We start from the raw sequence: 15,440 nt of genomic DNA on the forward strand, positions 1-15,440 counted from the left end.
GTTGCGTCGTGCCTACTTCACCAGGCGCAGGGTGAAGGGATAACGGTAGGCGACGCCCTCGTTGGCCTTGATCGCGGCCATGATGGTCAGCACCAGCCAGGCCAGGAACAGCAGCAGCCCGACCGGGATGGTCAGGATCGCGCCGAGGCCGAAGGTGATGAAGGTCAGGATCGCCAGCGCCACGCCGACCAGGGCCAGGGTGATGTTGAAGTTCAGCGCTTCCTTGGCCTGGTCGGCGGCGAAGGGCATGGTGTCCTTCTTGACCAGCCAGATGACCAGCGGGCCGACGATGTTGCCGATGCCGCCGGTGACCAGACCGGTGAACGCGGACAGGTGGCCGAACATGCCCCACTGCTTCTCTTCCTGGGAAGCAACGCCCACCGGCGCGGCCGGCGGTGCGGTGTAGTTCTCGAAATCGCTCATCCTCGAATCCCCTCTTCGATGTGTCAGGTCCTGCGGCCCCGGTTTAAGCATTCACCCGGCCGTCACGCCGAAGCATACGTCATTCACCACCCGCCACGGTCATCCGCCCGACCAGGATCGGACCGGTGCGGATGTGCGAGCGCGGGTCGACCTCGCTGCCCACGGCCTCGATCGCGGCGAACATCGTGCGCAGGTTGCCGGCGATGGTCAGCTCGTCGACCGGGAAGGCGACCTGGCCATCCTCGATCCAGAAGCCGGCGGCGCCGCGCGAGTAGTCGCCCGTCACCCCGTTGACGCCCTGTCCCATGAGCTCGGTCACCAGCAGGCCGCGGCCCATGCCGCGCGCCATCTCCGCCAGGCTGCCGGCGTTGGCGCTGACCTGGAGGTTGTGCACGCCACCGGCATTGGCCGTGGTCTGCAGGCCCAGCTTGCGCGCCGAATAGCTGCCGAGGACGTAGCGGTGGAGCACGCCGTCGACCACCAGCGGGTTGTCGCGGGTGGCCACGCCGTCGGCGTCGAAGGCCGACGAACGCAGGCCGTGCAGCAGCAGCGGGCGCTCGTTGATCGACAGCCACTCCGGGAACAGGCGGGTGCCGACGCTGTCCAGCAGGAAGCTGGCCTTGCGGTACAGCGCACCGCCGGAGACCGCGCCCAGCAGGTGGCCCAGCAGCGAACGCGCGACCTCGGCCGAGAACAGCACCGGGTACTCACCGGTGGCCACGGTCCGCGGCTGCAGGCGCGAGACCGCGCGCTCGGCGGCGCGGCGGCCGATGGCCACCGGCGTTTCCAGGTCCTCGCGGGCCAGGCCGATGCTGTACCAGCCGTCGCGCTGCATCTGCTCGCCATGGCCGGCGATCAGGGCCAGGCCCAGCGAGTGCTGGGTCTCGCGCTCGCGGCCGATGAACCCGTGGCTGTTGGCGTACACCGACAGGCTCTCGCCGCTGCCGAAGGAGGCGCCATCGGAGTTGGCAACCCGCGGATCGGCCTCACGTCCGGCGGCTTCGCAGGCCAGGGCCAGCTCCACCGCCTCGTCGGCATCCAGGCGCCAGGGGTGCCAGGTGTCCAGGTCCGGGAACTCGCGCGCCATCAGCTCCGCGTCGGCCAGGCCGGCGGCCTCGTCGTCCTCGGTGTAGCGGGCGATGGCGCAGGCCTGCTCGACCGTGGCCTCGAGGCTGGATTCGTGCAGGTCGGCGGTGCTGGCGCTGCCCTTGCGCTGGCCGAAGTAGACGGTCACGGCGATGCCGCGGTCGTTGGACGACTCCACCGTCTCCACCTCGCCCATGCGCACGGACACGTTGAGTCCGCGCTCCTCGCTGCAGCTGACCTCGGCCTGGGTCGCGCCCAGCGCGCGGGCGCGGGCCAGCAGGCGCTGGGAAAGCTCGGCGAGGCGATCCAGCCGCTGCTGGCTGTCGTCGTTGCGCGCGATGTCGTTCACTTGTTGGTCCTGTGCAAATCGATACGTGGAAGCGCCCGGCGACGCCGGACGCGGGCCGCGCGCGCATGGGCGGCGCGGCAGTTCATGGCCATGCGGGTAGAATCGCGCCCATCAGAACGAGTTCCCACCCCATGCGCGGACGCGACGAAGAAACCGGCGAATTCCTTTCCCCCAGCCGCAGCGAGCAGCGCCGCCAGGCGCTGGGCGTGCTGGAACTGGCGGAGAAGCTGGCCAGCCTGACCCCGACCCAGCTGTCGAAGCTGCCGATCCCGGAGGACCTGCTGCCGCACCTGGAGCAGACCCGGAAGATCACCGCCCACGTCGCCCGCAAGCGCCAGCTGGCCTTCCTGGCCAAGCAGATGCGGCGCCAGGACGAATCCGCGCTGGACGCGATCCGCGACGCGCTGGACGAGGACGGCGTGGCCGCGCGCCGCGAGGTGGCGCTGATGCACCGGGTGGAGACCTGGCGCGAGCGCCTGCTCGAGGAAGGCGATGCCGCCCTGGGCCAGCTGCTGGACGAGCATCCGCATGCGGACCGCCAGCACCTGCGCCAGCTGGTGCGCAGCACCCTGGAGGAGCGCAAGCGCAACAAGCCGCCGCGCGCCTTCCGCGAGCTGTTCCGCGAACTGAGGGCGCTGCTGGCCGGTGGCGCCGCTGCCGCCGGCACGCCGGCCGATGCCGGCGCCGCCGACGCGGAGTTCGACTTCGACGCCGGCGAGGACTTCGGGTCCGACGAGGACTGAGTTCCGCGGGCCGCGCATGCTCCGCGGCCCTGCTGGCAGGGCGAGGCTCACGCCGCGCCCTCCGGCTTCACCGCCTCAGGCACGCGTGCCGCCCACGGTCAGCCCATCGATCAGCAGCGAGGGCTGGCCGACGCCAACCGGCACGCTCTGGCCGTCCTTGCCGCAGATGCCCACGCCCTCGTCCAGGGCCAGGTCGTGGCCGACCATGCGCACCTTCTGCATGGTTTCCGGGCCGTTGCCGATCAGGGTCGCGCCCTTCACCGGGGCGGTGATTTTCCCGTCCTCGATCAGGTAGGCCTCGGTCGCGGAGAACACGTACTTGCCGCTGGTGATGTCCACCTGGCCGCCGCCGAAGTTGACCGCGTACAGGCCCTTCTTCACCGAGGCGATCATCTCCTGCGGGTCGTGCTGGCCGGCGAGCATGTAGGTGTTGGTCATGCGCGGCATCACCAGGTGCGCGAACGACTCGCGGCGGCCGTTGCCGGTCGGGGCCATGCCCATCAGCCGCGCGTTGAGCGAGTCCTGCATGTAGCCGACCAGCACGCCGTCCTCGATCAGGGTGGTGCAGCGGGTCGGCTCGCCCTCGTCGTCGATGTTGAGCGAGCCGCGGCGGCCGGCCAGGGTGCCGTCGTCGACGATGGTCACGCCCGGGGCGGCCACGCGCTGGCCGATGCGGCCGGCGTAGGTCGAGGTGCCCTTGCGGTTGAAGTCGCCTTCCAGGCCGTGGCCGACCGCCTCGTGCAGCAGCACGCCCGGCCAGCCGGCGCCGAGCACCACCGGCATGGTGCCGGCGGGCGCGTCGATCGCGTCCAGGTTCACCAGCGCCTGGCGCAGGGCCTCGCGCGCCAGCCGCTCGGGGCGGCCGCCGGAGAACAGTTCCTCGTACGAATAGCGTCCGCCACCGCCGGCATAGCCGGACTCGCGGCGGCCGTTGTGCTCGACGATCACCTGCACGTTGAGCCGCACCAGCGGGCGCACGTCGGCGGCCAGCACGCCGTCGCTGCGCGCCACCAGCACCGTGTCCACGCCGGCCGAGAGGCTGGCGCTGACCTGCTGCACGCGCGGGTCGGCGGCGCGCAGCAGCCGGTCCAGCGAGCGCAGCAGCTCGACCTTGTCCTCGTTGCGCATGCCGTCGACCGGATCGACCGCCGGATACAGGTCGTGGCCGCCGCTGCGCACCAGCTGGCGCGGCGCATGGGCGCGGCCGTCGCGGGCGATCGCCCGGGCCGAACCGGCGGCCAGGCGCAGGGCCTCGGCGTTGATGTCGTCCGAATAGGCGAAGCCGGTCTTCTCCCCGGAGATCGCGCGCACGCCCACGCCCTGCTCGATCGAGTGGGCGCCGTCCTTGACGATGCCGTCCTCCACCGACCAGCTCTCGCGGCGGCTGTGCTGGAAGTACAGGTCGCCGAAATCGATGCCCGGTCCCAGCAGGGTGCCGAATGCATGGTCTAGGGCGGCAGGATCCAGCCCGCCGGGCTGGAGCAGGCGGGACTGGGCGAGGCTGAGGGAGGTGTCGGTCATTTTCACTGGATGGGGTCGGCCGCCGGGCAAGGCAAGCCGGGCCGCCTATGATGACAGCAAGCCCATGCAAGGCCGATGCACGGCCGCAGACCACATCCATCACCGATGAAACTGACCGCCCACGTGCTCGACGGCCACACCCTGGACATCCGCCCCGCGCCGCTGGAGCGCGACTGGATGGACGCCACCGCCCAACGCTACGCCTACCGCTGCCTGCCGCTGGACATGGCCAACGCCCTGGGCTGGGAACTGCTGTGCCAGAGCGGCTTCAGCGCCAGCTGGAATGGCGGCGACGGGCTGGATGACCTGGCCATCGTCGCCGACCCGGGCACCCGGGCGCCGGCGGTCAGCCATTTCGGCCATGGCGTGCTGACCTTCCATATCCCCTGCCTGTTCCGCACCGACCCACGGGTCGAGCTGCTGGTCGGCGGGCCGGTCAACCGGCCGAAGGACGGCATCGCCGGGCTCACCGGCCTGGTCGAGACCGACTGGAGCCCCTACGCCTTCACCATGAACTGGCGTTTCACCCGTCCGTGCACGGTGCGCTTCGAGGCCGGCGAGCCGTTCGCCCATCTGTTGCCGCTGCAGGCCACCCTGCTGGACCAGGTCGAGGCCTGCTGGAAGCCGCTGTCGGAGACGCCGGAGCTGGAGGCCGAATACCTGCGCTGGACCGAAAGCCGCGAGCACTTCCTGCGCACCTTGCACGACCCGGCCTCTCAGGCCGCACGCGAACAGTGGCAGCGCAGCTACTTCCGCGGGGTGGATACCGGCGGCTGCCCCGCCCCGCGCCACCGCACCAAGCTGCGGCTGCCAATGTTCAACCGCGGCGGGTAGTCGCCCGGCACCCGGGAGCGGGAGCGCGCGATCGCTGCCGCGCTCAGCGCGCGGCCTGCGGCTCCGTGGCGTCCGGCGCGCGGTGCTGGCGCGCCGGTGCGGGCTCGGTCGTCGCGGGCTGCACCGCCGGTACGGTCTCGCGCTCGACCACCTCCACCTTCGGCTCCTTCCACGGACCACTGACGTGGTAGGTGCGCGCGGCGATCCCGCCCAGCGGACGAGCCAGCACCGCGTTGGCGGCCGCGCCCACCGCCGCGCCCACCGGGCCGCCGGCGACCGCGCCGACCACGGCCAGCAGGTTGCCGGACTTGGGCTGGACGTCGATGGTCTGGTCGAACTGCTGGGCGACCAGGTCGGTGCGGCCGCGGATGCGGATCTCCGCCGCCGGGCCGTCGATCAGCATGTCCGGGGTGCCGGCGATGCCCTGCCCCACCTGCACCTGGCCTGCGAGCCGGTTGAAAGCCAGGCCGCGGGAGAAGAAATCGCGGAAGTCGAGCATCAGGCGCCGCGGCAGCTGGGCCACGCTCAGCAGGCCGAGCACGCGGCCGGCGCCGGGCTCGACTTCCAGCAGCTGCCCGTTGCGCGCGTCGATCCGCAGGCTGCCTTCCAGCGCACCGAGCTGGAAACCCGCCGGCGAGCCGGGCCAGGCGGCCTGCAGGTGGATGGTGCCCTCGCCACGGGCGAGGAAGTCGGCATAGCCCAGGGCGGAGACCAGGCGGCCCATGTCCTCGCTGCGCACGTCCATGTCCAGGCGGGTGCGGGCCTGGTCGCCGCGGCCGCTCCACTCGCCGGTGACGTCGGCCTGCTGCCAGTCCGAACGCAGCTGCAGGCTTTCCAGCAGCAGGCCATCGTCGCTGGGACGCGTGCGCAGGCGCGCGGTGCCCAGCTTCGCGCCGCGGAAGCGCAGGTCGTCGATATCCAGCGACAGCGGCGGGATCGCGGCGGGGTCGAAGCTCTCGACGGTCTGCGGCGCAGGTGGCGCGGGCAGGTCGGTGGTCGCGGCCATCCCCGTGGCCGGCTGCGATGCGACCTCGTTTCCGACCGTGGTGGCGGGCGCCACGGTGGCCGCAACTTCCGGGCGCGCGGTCGGCGCCGGGCTGGCCGCGCCCTCGGCGCGCGGTTCGGGCTGCCAGTGCAGGCGGGTGAAGTGGCCTTCCACCGCCGCGCCCTTGGCATCGGGCACCTGCAGGGTGCCGGCCAGGCCGGGACCGTCGACCTCGACCGCCAGCGCGCCGTGTACCGGGCGCAGCTGCAGCCGCGCCTGCGGGAACTGCCCGCCGAGCAGGTGCAGGCGCTCGGCCAGCACGTCGACCCGGCGCAGCGGCAGGTCGCCATCGCCGCCGCCACGGGCCAGGCCGATCCACTCCAGCGCGTCCAGCTCGCCGGTGCGGCCGCCGATCACCATGCCGCTGGCAGGCGGCTCGCCGGCCACGGTGCCGCTGCCCAGGGTGACCTGCACGCCAGTGGCGCCGTTCTGCTGCCGTGCGCGCAGGGCCAGGCGCTCGCCGAAGCCGACGTCGATCGGGCCGCTGCCGAACGGCAGGCCCAGCTGCACCTTCGTCGGCAGCACGCCGGCGGCCGGCTTGGCCAGCGGCGCGGGGAAATCCAGGGCGGTGCCGGCCAGGTCGGTATCCAGCTGCAGCCGCGCCGCGGGGCTGCCGGCGGGGACGCTGGCGGGCACGGCCAGGCCCAGGGTCCACTGCGAGCGGCCATTGACGTAGGGACGCATCCAGTCCAGCTCGGGCGCGCGCGCCATCAGGCGCGAGGCGTCCATCGGCGCGTCCAGCGCGGCCTCGAACACCTGCGCCGGGTCCTGCACGTGGCCGCGCCCGGCGCGCAGCGACAGGCGCCCCGGCTGGCCATCCCAGGACACGGCCAGGTCGGCTGCGCTGAAGCCGTTGCCGTCGTAGCGGACCCCGCCGCGCACCGCGTCGAAGGCCAGGTCCCAGCGCTTCTCGACCAGGCGCACGCCGCCGAGGTCGACGTTGCCCGACACGCGTCCTGGCTGGCCGTCGCTGAGCGGCAGGTTGAGCGCGAAGTCCGCGCGCGCCGGGCCGCTGGCCTGCAGGTTGTCCAGGGTCTCGGCCTGGTCCTCGTACAGCGGACTGTTGCGCAGCAGTTCGACGAAGCTGCCGGCGTCGCCGCGGGCGGTGGCGCGTACCAGCAGCGGGGCGTCGCCGTAGTCGGCGATCCCGGCCTCGAAACGCTCGACCGGGACCCCGGCCAGCTCGCCGCTGCCACGCACCTGGAAGCCGTTTCCGACGAAGGCCACGTCGGCGCGGGTGGATTCCAGCGCCGGCCATTCGGCCTGGAAGCGGAAGCGCCCGTCCTCGATCCGGCCGCGCGCATCGAACAGCCCGTTGTCGTGCACGAACGGCCAGTCGTCGAGGTCACCAGCGACCAGCGCGCGGCCATCGCGCACCACGCCGTCCTCCAGGGCCATGTCCAGCCACTGCACCGCCGCCGGCGGCATCGACTGGCGCAGCCAGAACTTCTTGGCGGCCGGCACCGCGGCATCGTCCAGCTCGGCGGCCACGTCCATCCACGGCCGGGTGCCATCGCCCTGGAAATGCATGCCGCCACGCACGCGTGCGCCGTAGTCGCTGGCGCGGATGGCCAGGTCCGGGGTGCCGACCTGCCAGCCGGCGCCCTCGCGCCAGGCCAGCACATGGCCATCCAGACGCACGTCGTGGGCCACGCCGAAGCCGCCGGGCCAGTCCACCCGCAGTGGGGTGCCCGGGTCCAGCGCCAGGTGCACGCCCTCGCCATCGCCCTCGAACGCGCCGGCCAGGCCTTCCAGGCCCGGGGCGCCATTGACCGGTGCGAAGCCCACGCCTTCCAGCCGGCCCTGCAGGCGCAGCGGGCCACCGCGCTGGCCGGCCAGCTCGATGCCGGTCAGGCGCGCATGCGGGGCGGCGTCCAGCAGCCAGGCGCGGTGCGCGGCCGGCAACCGGTCGGACAAGGCCGCAAGGGCCAGCAGCGGCGACAGTTCCATGTCGTCGATCCGGAATGCGTACTGCTCGCCGGCGGCCAGCAGCAGGCCGTCGAGGGTCTGGCTGGAACCGGGAGACTGCAGCTGCAGGCGCGGTGCGTCCAGGCGCCAGCCCCCGGCGACCAGGCGCCAGATGACGTGGCCGGACAGGCCGGGCAGCTGCTGGCGTGGCCGCCCGCGGCCTTCCAGCGGCGCGCCGGCCAGGTCCAGGCCACGCAGCTCGAAGCGGGTGGTGGCCAATACCACGCGGCGGCCACGCAGCTCGGCCCAGGCCTGGATCCGGCCACTGCCGCCCTGCGGGGTGATCCCGGTCGGCTCCAGCAGCGGTGCCCAGGCGGAAAGGCTGGCCGCGTCCAGGTCCACGTAGACGCGGCCGTCGCCGCGGCTGCGGTCGAAATCAAGCGCCAGCGACAGCGGCTGGCCATCGGCATCGATCCAGCCGCGGGCACCGGCACGCACCTGCGACTGGTCCACCCGCAGGCGCAGGTCGATGCGCGGGATGCGCGCCTGCAGGCCGATCTGGGGCGCGTCGATGTCGAGGCGGCCGCCGATCACCTGCAGCTCGCCCAGGCCTTCCAGGTGCTGCAATGGATCGGCCTGCGGCGCGTCGTCGGCCAGTGGCAGGCCGCGGATCGCCCAGCGGCCGTCATCCTCGCGACGCAGGGTCAGCGCCGGTCCGCGCAGGCGCAGCTCGGTGAAGGAACGGCCCGGCAGCAGGCCGGCGTAGAGCGAGACCAGCACTTCGGCCTGGCCGACCTGGACGCCGCCGCCATCAGCGCCGGGGCCACCCCCGATGCGCAGGCCGTCCAATTGCAGCAGCGGGCCGCGCCGGGTCCAGCGGGTGCGCACCTGGTCGAACGCCACCGGGCGCCCGGCCTTCTCGCTGAGCAGGGCAGCCACCCGGTCCGGATGGCGCTCGGCCAGCGGCAGCAGCTGGCTGGCCGCGCCCACCACCAGGGCCACCGCGATCAGCGCCACGGCAACGGAGTACCCGGCCCAGCGGCGGGCATGGCGCAGGCGGTGGCGCAGCGGCACGGTCATCAGCGGCGGCGCATCAATGGACTGCGCGCGCGCGAGGGCATCCAAGGCGCGGAAGCCGTTCCCATGCCGCGCGCCGTCCTGGCCCCGTTCGTCCCTGTGGCCCCGCCTCAGAGCAGGACCACATCGAACTGCTCCTGCAGGTACTGCTCGTCCGCCTGGAAGCGGATGCTCTTGCCGAGGAACTCCTCCAGCTCGGCCACCGCGGCCGACTCCTCCTCGGTGATCCGCGCCACCACCTTGGGCGAGGCGATCACCAGCAGGCGCGCGGCCTCGAACTGGCGCACGGCGCGAGTGATCTCGCGGAAGATCTCGTAGGTCACGGTCTCGGCGGTCTTCACCGAGCCGCGCCCGCCGCACTGCGGGCAGGTCTCCGACAGCTGCCGCTCCAGGCTCTCGACCGTGCGCTTGCGGGTCATCTCGACGAGGCCGAGCGGCGAGAAGTCGTACACCGTGGTCTTGGCGTGGTCGCGCGCCAGCGACTTCTCCAGCGTGCGCAGCACCTGGCGGCGGTGCTCCGGATCGGTCATGTCGATGAAGTCGATGATGATGATCCCGCCCAGGTTGCGCAGGCGCAGCTGGCGGGCCACCGCCTGCGCGGCCTCCAGGTTGGTGCGGTACACCGTCTCCTCGAGGTTGCGCTGGCCCAGGAACGAGCCGGTGTTGACGTCGATGGTGGTCATCGCCTCGGTCTGGTCGATGACCAGGTAGCCGCCGGACTTCAACGGCACCTGCTTGTCCAGGGCACGGCCGATCTCGTCCTCGACCCCGTACAGGTCGAAGATCGGGCGGTCGCCGGAATACAGCTCCAGCTTCTCGGCCAGCACCGGCATGTACTTGGCGACGAAGGCCTGCAGCCGGTCGTAGGTGTCGCGCGAGTCGACCCGCACCTTCTCCACGTCCTTGCGGATCAGGTCGCGCACCGAGCGCAGCGGCAGGCTCAGGTCCTCGTAGATGATCGTTCCGGCCGGGGCCTCGCGGCCGCGACGCTCGACCACGTTCCATACCCGCGACAGGTAGGCGATGTCCTCGGCCAGGGCCTCGGCCGGCTGGCCTTCGGCATTGGTGCGGATGATGTAGCCATGACCGCCGTGGCTGGCGGCCAGGTCGGAGACGATGGTCTTCAGGCGCTGGCGCTCGGCCTCGTCCTCGATCCGCGCCGACACGCCCACGGTGCGCGACTGCGGCAGCAGCACCAGGTAGCGGCTGGGGATGCTGATCTGGGTGGTCAGGCGTGCGCCCTTGGTGCCGATCGGGTCCTTGACCACCTGGACCACGATTTCCTGGCCGTCGCGCAGCAGCTCAACGATCGAGGCCGAGGACAGCGGCTGCGGCGGGGCGTCGTCGGACATGCCGGCATCCACCGGCGCCGGACGCACCACGTCGTTGGCGTGCAGGAACGCGGCGCGCTCCAGCCCGACCTCGACGAAGGCCGCCTGCATGCCCGGCATCACCCGCTGCACCCGGCCCTTGTAGATGTTGCCCACCACGCCGCGGCGCCAGCCACGCTCGATGTGCAGCTCCTGCAGCATGCCGTTCTCGACCACGGCCACGCGGGTCTCGCGCGGGGTGACGTTGACCAGGATCTCCTCTGACATGCGTTCCCTTATCCAGCGATCGCGGCGCGGTGGCCGGACATTGTTTGGTGCCCGCCGGCCAGCAGCCGCGAGGTCTCGTGCAGGGGCAGGCCCATCACCCCGGAATAACTGCCAGCCAGGTGCTCGACGAAGGCCTCGGCGCGTCCCTGGATGCCATAGGCCCCGGCCTTGCCCATGGGCTCGCCGGTGGCGACATAGGCGGCGATGGCGGCCTCGTCCAGCGGCGCGAAGCGCACCTGGGTGGTCGATACCACCTCGCGCACGCCGCCGGCGTCGTGGACCACCACCGCCGACAGCACCTGGTGGGTGCGCCCGGACAGGCGCCGCAGCATGGCCGCCGCGTCGGCGGCGTCGGCCGGCTTACCGAACACATCCCCATCCAGCACCACTTCGGTATCGGCACCCAGCACCCGCGCCCCAGTCTCGCCGGCGACCTGGGCCCAGCCGGCGGCGGCCTTGTCGCGGGCCACGCGCAGCACGTAATCGGCCGCGGCCTCGCCGGGGGCGCGGATCTCGGGAACGTCGACGTCGAGCAGGCGGTAAGCAATGCCCAGGCGGTCGAGCAGTTCGGCCCGCCGCGGGGACTTGGAAGCCAGATAGAGCATGGCGGCAAGGATAACCCGCGCCTGCTGGCTGAACCGTGTCCATTGGTCACCCCTGGGCCTCGAACCCCGGGACGGCTCACGGCGCGTTCATGCGTACAACCGGACCCTGCCGCCCATCTTCACGCGCCGGGCCACGGCCCCCGTTCCCCAGGAGATCCACCGCAATGCGCAGCCTGTTCGCCTCGATGCTTTCGCTCCCGCTGGCCTTCGCCATGGCCACCCCCGCCTCGGCCCAGGGCGTGGTCCCGCCGATCGCCGCCGACTCCACCCTGCTCTCGGTCCAGGCCCAGGCCGAGGCCAGCCAGGCCCCGGACATCGCCACCATTTCCGCCGGCGTGGTCACCCAGGCCGCCGACGGCAACGCCGCCATGCGCGAGAACGCCGGGCAGATGAACCGGGTGCTGGCCGCGCTGAAGTCGGCCGGGGTGGCCGAGCGCGACATCCAGACCAGCGGGGTGAACCTGCACCCGCAGTACCGCTACGTCGAGAACCAGGCGCCGCAGATCACCGGCTACCAGGCCAGCAATACGGTCAACGTCAAGCTGCGCGACGTGGCCAGGATGGGCAAGGTCCTGGACGCGCTGGTGGCCAGCGGCGCCAACCAGATCAACGGCCCCAGCTTCGGCATCGACAAGCCCGAGCCGCTGTTCGACCAGGCCCGGGTGGAGGCGCTGAAGCTGGCCCAGGCCCGTGCCGAGACCTATGCCAAGGCCCTGGACCTGCGCGTGCGCCGGATCGTCAGCATCGGCGAAGGCGGCGCGGGCATGCCGGCGCCGATGCCGCGGATGGCGATGATGAAGGCCGAGGCCTACGACAGCACCCCGGTAGCCGCGGGCGAGAGCAGCGTCTCGGTCTCGCTGGACGTGGTGTTCGAACTGGGTCGTTAAGCGCCCGGGCGACGGGCGCCCCCGCATGGGCGCCCGCGCCTGCCGGCGGCAAGCGATTGGCAAGAAAAAAGACCGGCGCCCGAGGGCGCCGGTCCTGTTCCAGCAAGCTGAAACTGCGGCTTAGAACGAGTAGCGCACGCCCAGGTAGGCACGGCGCGGCTCGACCCAGTCGTTGGGCTGGCCGAAGGCGTACACGCCGTTGCCGTCGACCAGGGCCATGTGGCTGATGGGCGACTGCTTGTTGAGTACGTTGAACACGTCGACGAAGAACTCCAGCTCACCGACCGGCAGCTCCTTGACGTACTTGGCGCGCATGTCGAGCGTGTAGTACGAGGGACCGGTCTCCGCTCCGATGCTGTTCGGCAGCACCCAGGTGTCGTAGATGCCGTCGAACTCGTACTCCTCGCCCATGATCGGCAGGTAGCGGCTGGAGATCAGCTGCGAGCGGCTGTAGATGATGCCGCTGTTCCAGTTGAACACCGCGCTCAGCTCCAGGCCGAAGTTGAACTCGTACGAGCCGAAGGCCTTGAACTGGTGCTCGATGTTGCCCGGCTGGCGGCCCCACATGTTGGGAGCGCGCGGGTCGATGGCCAGCCAGTCGCCCTGGAAGTCCGCGTTGGAGTCGGAGTTCGTGTTGCCGTGGGCGTCGTTGTAGGTGTACGACAGCATGCCCTGCCAGTTGTCGCTCTTGAACTTCTGCAGGGTGATCTCCAGGCCGTTGTACTCGCGCTTGCCGCCGGCCAGGGTGCCGATCACGTAGTTCGAGTTCGGGGCGCCGTTGTAGCCGAAGTACGAGTACGGCAGGTAGAACATCGAACCCGGGTGGGCCACGCCATGGTCACCTGGCTCGACCGACGGATCGGAGTACAGCGCCAGGTCGTAGTCCTCCAGGATGTCCTTGGTGGTGCGACGGGTGAAGGTCACCGAAAGGCTCATGTCCTGGCCGATGGTGTGCGAGGCACCCAGCATGAACTCGTCGGTGTACGGGGTCTTGGTCGAAGGCGCGAACAGGGCGTCCGGGGTCTGCTCGCCACCGCGCACGCGGAAGGTCAGCCAGCGGTCGCCGATGAAGACCTGCTCATACAGCAGCGGACCGGTCAGGTTGCCGGCGAAGTCGGCCATGTTGGTGCGGATCGGGTCGTAGTAACGCCCGTAGAACCCGAACACCTTGGAGCGGCCGTCGCCGAACACGTCATACACCACGCTCAGGCGCGGGGCGATTTCCCAGTCGAACTTGGCCGATTGCTGGCCCTTGGAGTTCTCGTGGGTCCATTCCTCGGCACGGATACCGGCATTGACCGTCCACTGGTTGAGGGTCCAGGTGTCCTGCAGGTAGAAGGTCTTGCCCTTGGTATAGACCGAGAACGGCGCGGCACTGGCCTCCATGATGCGGTAGTTGTTGACCTGGCCGGTCGGGTTGCCCGCGGTGCTGGTGAACTGGTAGGCGTTGAGCTCGTCCACCGAGACCGTGCCGTCCCCGTTGAGGTCCACGACGCTCAGGAAGTACGCGCGGTCGGCAGCGGTGGAGTCGCCCACGCCAGGGCGGCCGGTGTCGTTGATCAGGCGCGAGTAGTCGCTGCTGGAGATGGAACGGGTGCCGGACCAGCCGGGCCCGAAGAACTCGCCCAGGGTGACGCCGGCATTGGCCGCGGCGATCGACGCGTAGCGCGCACGGTCCGGGCCGGTGATCACCGAGTCCTCGAAGTACTCGTTCTCGCTGTAGGAGAAGCCACCCTTGATGGTGTGCGTACCCCACGAGGTATCCAGGTAGTACTCCAGGCTCGCACCGAACTCGTCGCGGTTGCGCTCGGTGATCAGCGCGGTACCGCCGCCGCCCTGGCTGCGCTCGGCCAGGCTGGCCGGCGAGTTGAAGAAGGCGACGTTGTTGAGCGACACGTCCTGGTACGCCGGGATCTGGCTCAACTCACCTTCGTGGCGGAAGCCATAGGCGTTCAGCAGTACCGGGCCCCAGTCGCGGGTGTATTCGAGCTTGTAGTTGTCGCCGCCCTGCTTCTGGGCGAAGTCGCGGTTGTTGAGGGTGGTCGCGGTACGCGAGCCGCTGATCTCGGTTGGATCGTTGAAGAACGTGGCGACCAGGCGGTCGTTCTCGGTGATCTGCCAGGTGGTCTTGAAGAAGGCGTAGCGCGCGTCGTTGTCAACGGTGCGCATGGCGCTGCCGGTGGACGGGTCGAGCACGTCGTCCTCGCGGTACTTCTTCTGGTAGGAAGCGAAGAACCACAGCTTTTCCTTCACGATCGGGCCGCCCAGGGTGAAGGCGGTGTCGTAGGTGGAGAAGCCGGCGGACTCGCCATGCTTGTCCTTGTTCACCAGGTTGTCGTTCTGCAGGTAGTAGTTGAGCGAGCCGTGCCACTCGTCGCTACCGGACTTGGTGATGACCTTGGAGATCAGGCCCGAACCGCCCGCGTACTCGGCAGGCACGCCGCCGGTGATGACCTGCTGCTCCTGGATGATCTCGGAGTTGAAGTTGGCACCGAAGGTACCGGTGTTGCTGTCGGTGACGTCGACGCCGTCGATCAGGTAGACGTTGTCGCTGGAGGTACCCGCGGCGCCGCCGATGTCGCTGTAGTTGACGCCGGACTTGGAGGACGGGTTGCCGCCCGGGCTCGGCTTCACGCCGGGGACCAGCTGCAGGTAGCTCTGGTAGTTACGGCCGGTGGGCAGCGATTCCACCATCTGCAGGGTCAGGGTCGAACCAACCGTGGCGGAGGTGGTGTCGATGGCGGCCAGCGAAGCGCCGGTGACGACCACGGCATCCAGGGTGGTGGCGCTGCTGGAGCTGCTCCCACCGCCGAGGCTGTAGCCCAGGCTCAGGTTGCGGCCCGAAACGACCGCCACGTTGGATGCGCTGTAGTCGTTGTAGCCGGCCGCGGAGATCTCGACCGTGTAGTTGGTGGCAGGGTCCAGGCCCTGCAGGCGGACCGTACCGTCCTCGCCGGTCACGCCGGTCTTGCTGACCAGGCTGTCCGGCGAGCTGACCTTTACCGTGGCGCCCGCGACGGGCCTGCCATCGGCGCCGTTGATGCTGATACGCAGGCCGCCGGGATCGGCCGCCCAGGCCGCGCCGGCGATGCACATGCCCAGCGCCACGGTAAGGACGCTGCGCTTGATGCCTTTCATGCCAAGGGAATTCTTCTTGTCCGTCACAGCACCAACCTCTCTCGTTTCGTGGAAGGGGTGGATCTGGATTGCTTGCCCCGGCGCGCAGACAAACGTGGACAGAACATGAATGAAACGCCGGGTTAACCCGAATATAACGAGGCTTTCTTTTCAGCAGAATCGGTTGCTGATCAGATTCAATTGAAACAATTAATGCATTGAGAGAGGTGCAAGTGCCCGGTTTTAT

Annotated in this window: 10 protein-coding genes; 3 read left to right on the forward strand and 7 right to left on the reverse strand. The window is 70.5% G+C overall.

Annotated elements, in window-relative coordinates:
- Nucleotides 1-12: 12 nt before the first annotated feature.
- Both PSESU_RS11145 and pmbA read right to left on the reverse strand, forming a co-directional pair.
- Nucleotides 13-423, reverse strand: coding sequence for a DUF4870 domain-containing protein (locus PSESU_RS11145; RefSeq protein WP_013535882.1), 411 nt, complete (start codon nt 421-423; stop codon nt 13-15).
- Nucleotides 424-502: 79 nt separating this feature from the next.
- On the reverse strand, nt 503-1,858 hold the full coding sequence (gene pmbA / locus PSESU_RS11150; RefSeq protein ID WP_013535883.1) for a metalloprotease PmbA: 1,356 nt from the start codon (nt 1,856-1,858) through the stop codon (nt 503-505).
- A gap of 131 nt (nt 1,859-1,989) precedes the next feature.
- Here pmbA and yjgA point away from each other — a divergent pair, with 131 nt between their 5' ends.
- Nucleotides 1,990-2,601: a ribosome biogenesis factor YjgA gene (gene yjgA / locus PSESU_RS11155; protein WP_013535884.1), complete on the forward strand. Its 612-nt coding sequence runs from the start codon at nt 1,990-1,992 to the stop codon at nt 2,599-2,601.
- 75 nt (nt 2,602-2,676) lie between these two features.
- Here the strand turns inward: yjgA and tldD are convergent, their stop codons facing one another.
- A complete protein-coding gene (tldD, locus tag PSESU_RS11160) occupies nt 2,677-4,122 on the reverse strand; it encodes a metalloprotease TldD (protein WP_013535885.1) in 1,446 nt (481 codons plus the stop codon).
- A 105-nt stretch (nt 4,123-4,227) separates the two neighbouring features.
- Between tldD and PSESU_RS11165 the strand changes: the two genes are divergently transcribed.
- The gene (locus PSESU_RS11165) at nt 4,228-4,956 is read left to right on the forward strand and encodes a DUF6065 family protein (protein ID WP_013535886.1); all 729 of its coding nucleotides are present in this window, start codon (nt 4,228-4,230) and stop codon (nt 4,954-4,956) included.
- A 43-nt stretch (nt 4,957-4,999) separates the two neighbouring features.
- On the opposite strand, the gene PSESU_RS11170 is transcribed toward PSESU_RS11165, so the two are convergent.
- The 3 genes from PSESU_RS11170 to PSESU_RS11180 form a co-directional block, all read right to left on the reverse strand.
- Complete coding sequence (locus PSESU_RS11170) at nt 5,000-8,989, reverse strand: YhdP family protein (RefSeq protein ID WP_041764886.1); 3,990 nt, start codon at nt 8,987-8,989, stop codon at nt 5,000-5,002.
- Between the two features lie 107 nt (nt 8,990-9,096).
- Nucleotides 9,097-10,584: a ribonuclease G gene (rng, locus tag PSESU_RS11175; protein ID WP_013535888.1), complete on the reverse strand. Its 1,488-nt coding sequence runs from the start codon at nt 10,582-10,584 to the stop codon at nt 9,097-9,099.
- Nucleotides 10,585-10,592: 8 nt separating this feature from the next.
- Nucleotides 10,593-11,189 carry a Maf family protein gene (locus PSESU_RS11180; protein WP_013535889.1) on the reverse strand — a complete coding sequence of 199 codons (597 nt, stop codon included), beginning with the start codon at nt 11,187-11,189 and terminating at the stop codon, nt 10,593-10,595.
- Between the two features lie 164 nt (nt 11,190-11,353).
- On the opposite strand from PSESU_RS11180, the gene PSESU_RS11185 reads away from it, so the two are divergent.
- The gene (locus PSESU_RS11185) at nt 11,354-12,076 is read left to right on the forward strand and encodes an SIMPL domain-containing protein (RefSeq protein ID WP_013535890.1); all 723 of its coding nucleotides are present in this window, start codon (nt 11,354-11,356) and stop codon (nt 12,074-12,076) included.
- Nucleotides 12,077-12,196: 120 nt separating this feature from the next.
- Here PSESU_RS11185 and PSESU_RS11190 read toward each other — a convergent pair whose 3' ends face one another.
- Nucleotides 12,197-15,214 (reverse strand): TonB-dependent receptor, encoded by a 3,018-nt coding sequence (locus PSESU_RS11190; protein ID WP_041764124.1) that lies wholly within the window; start codon nt 15,212-15,214, stop codon nt 12,197-12,199.
- Nucleotides 15,215-15,440 lie beyond the last annotated feature (226 nt).

It is taken from the genome of Pseudoxanthomonas suwonensis 11-1 (genome assembly GCF_000185965.1).
Taxonomy (GTDB): Bacteria; Pseudomonadota; Gammaproteobacteria; order Xanthomonadales; family Xanthomonadaceae; genus Pseudoxanthomonas; species Pseudoxanthomonas suwonensis_A.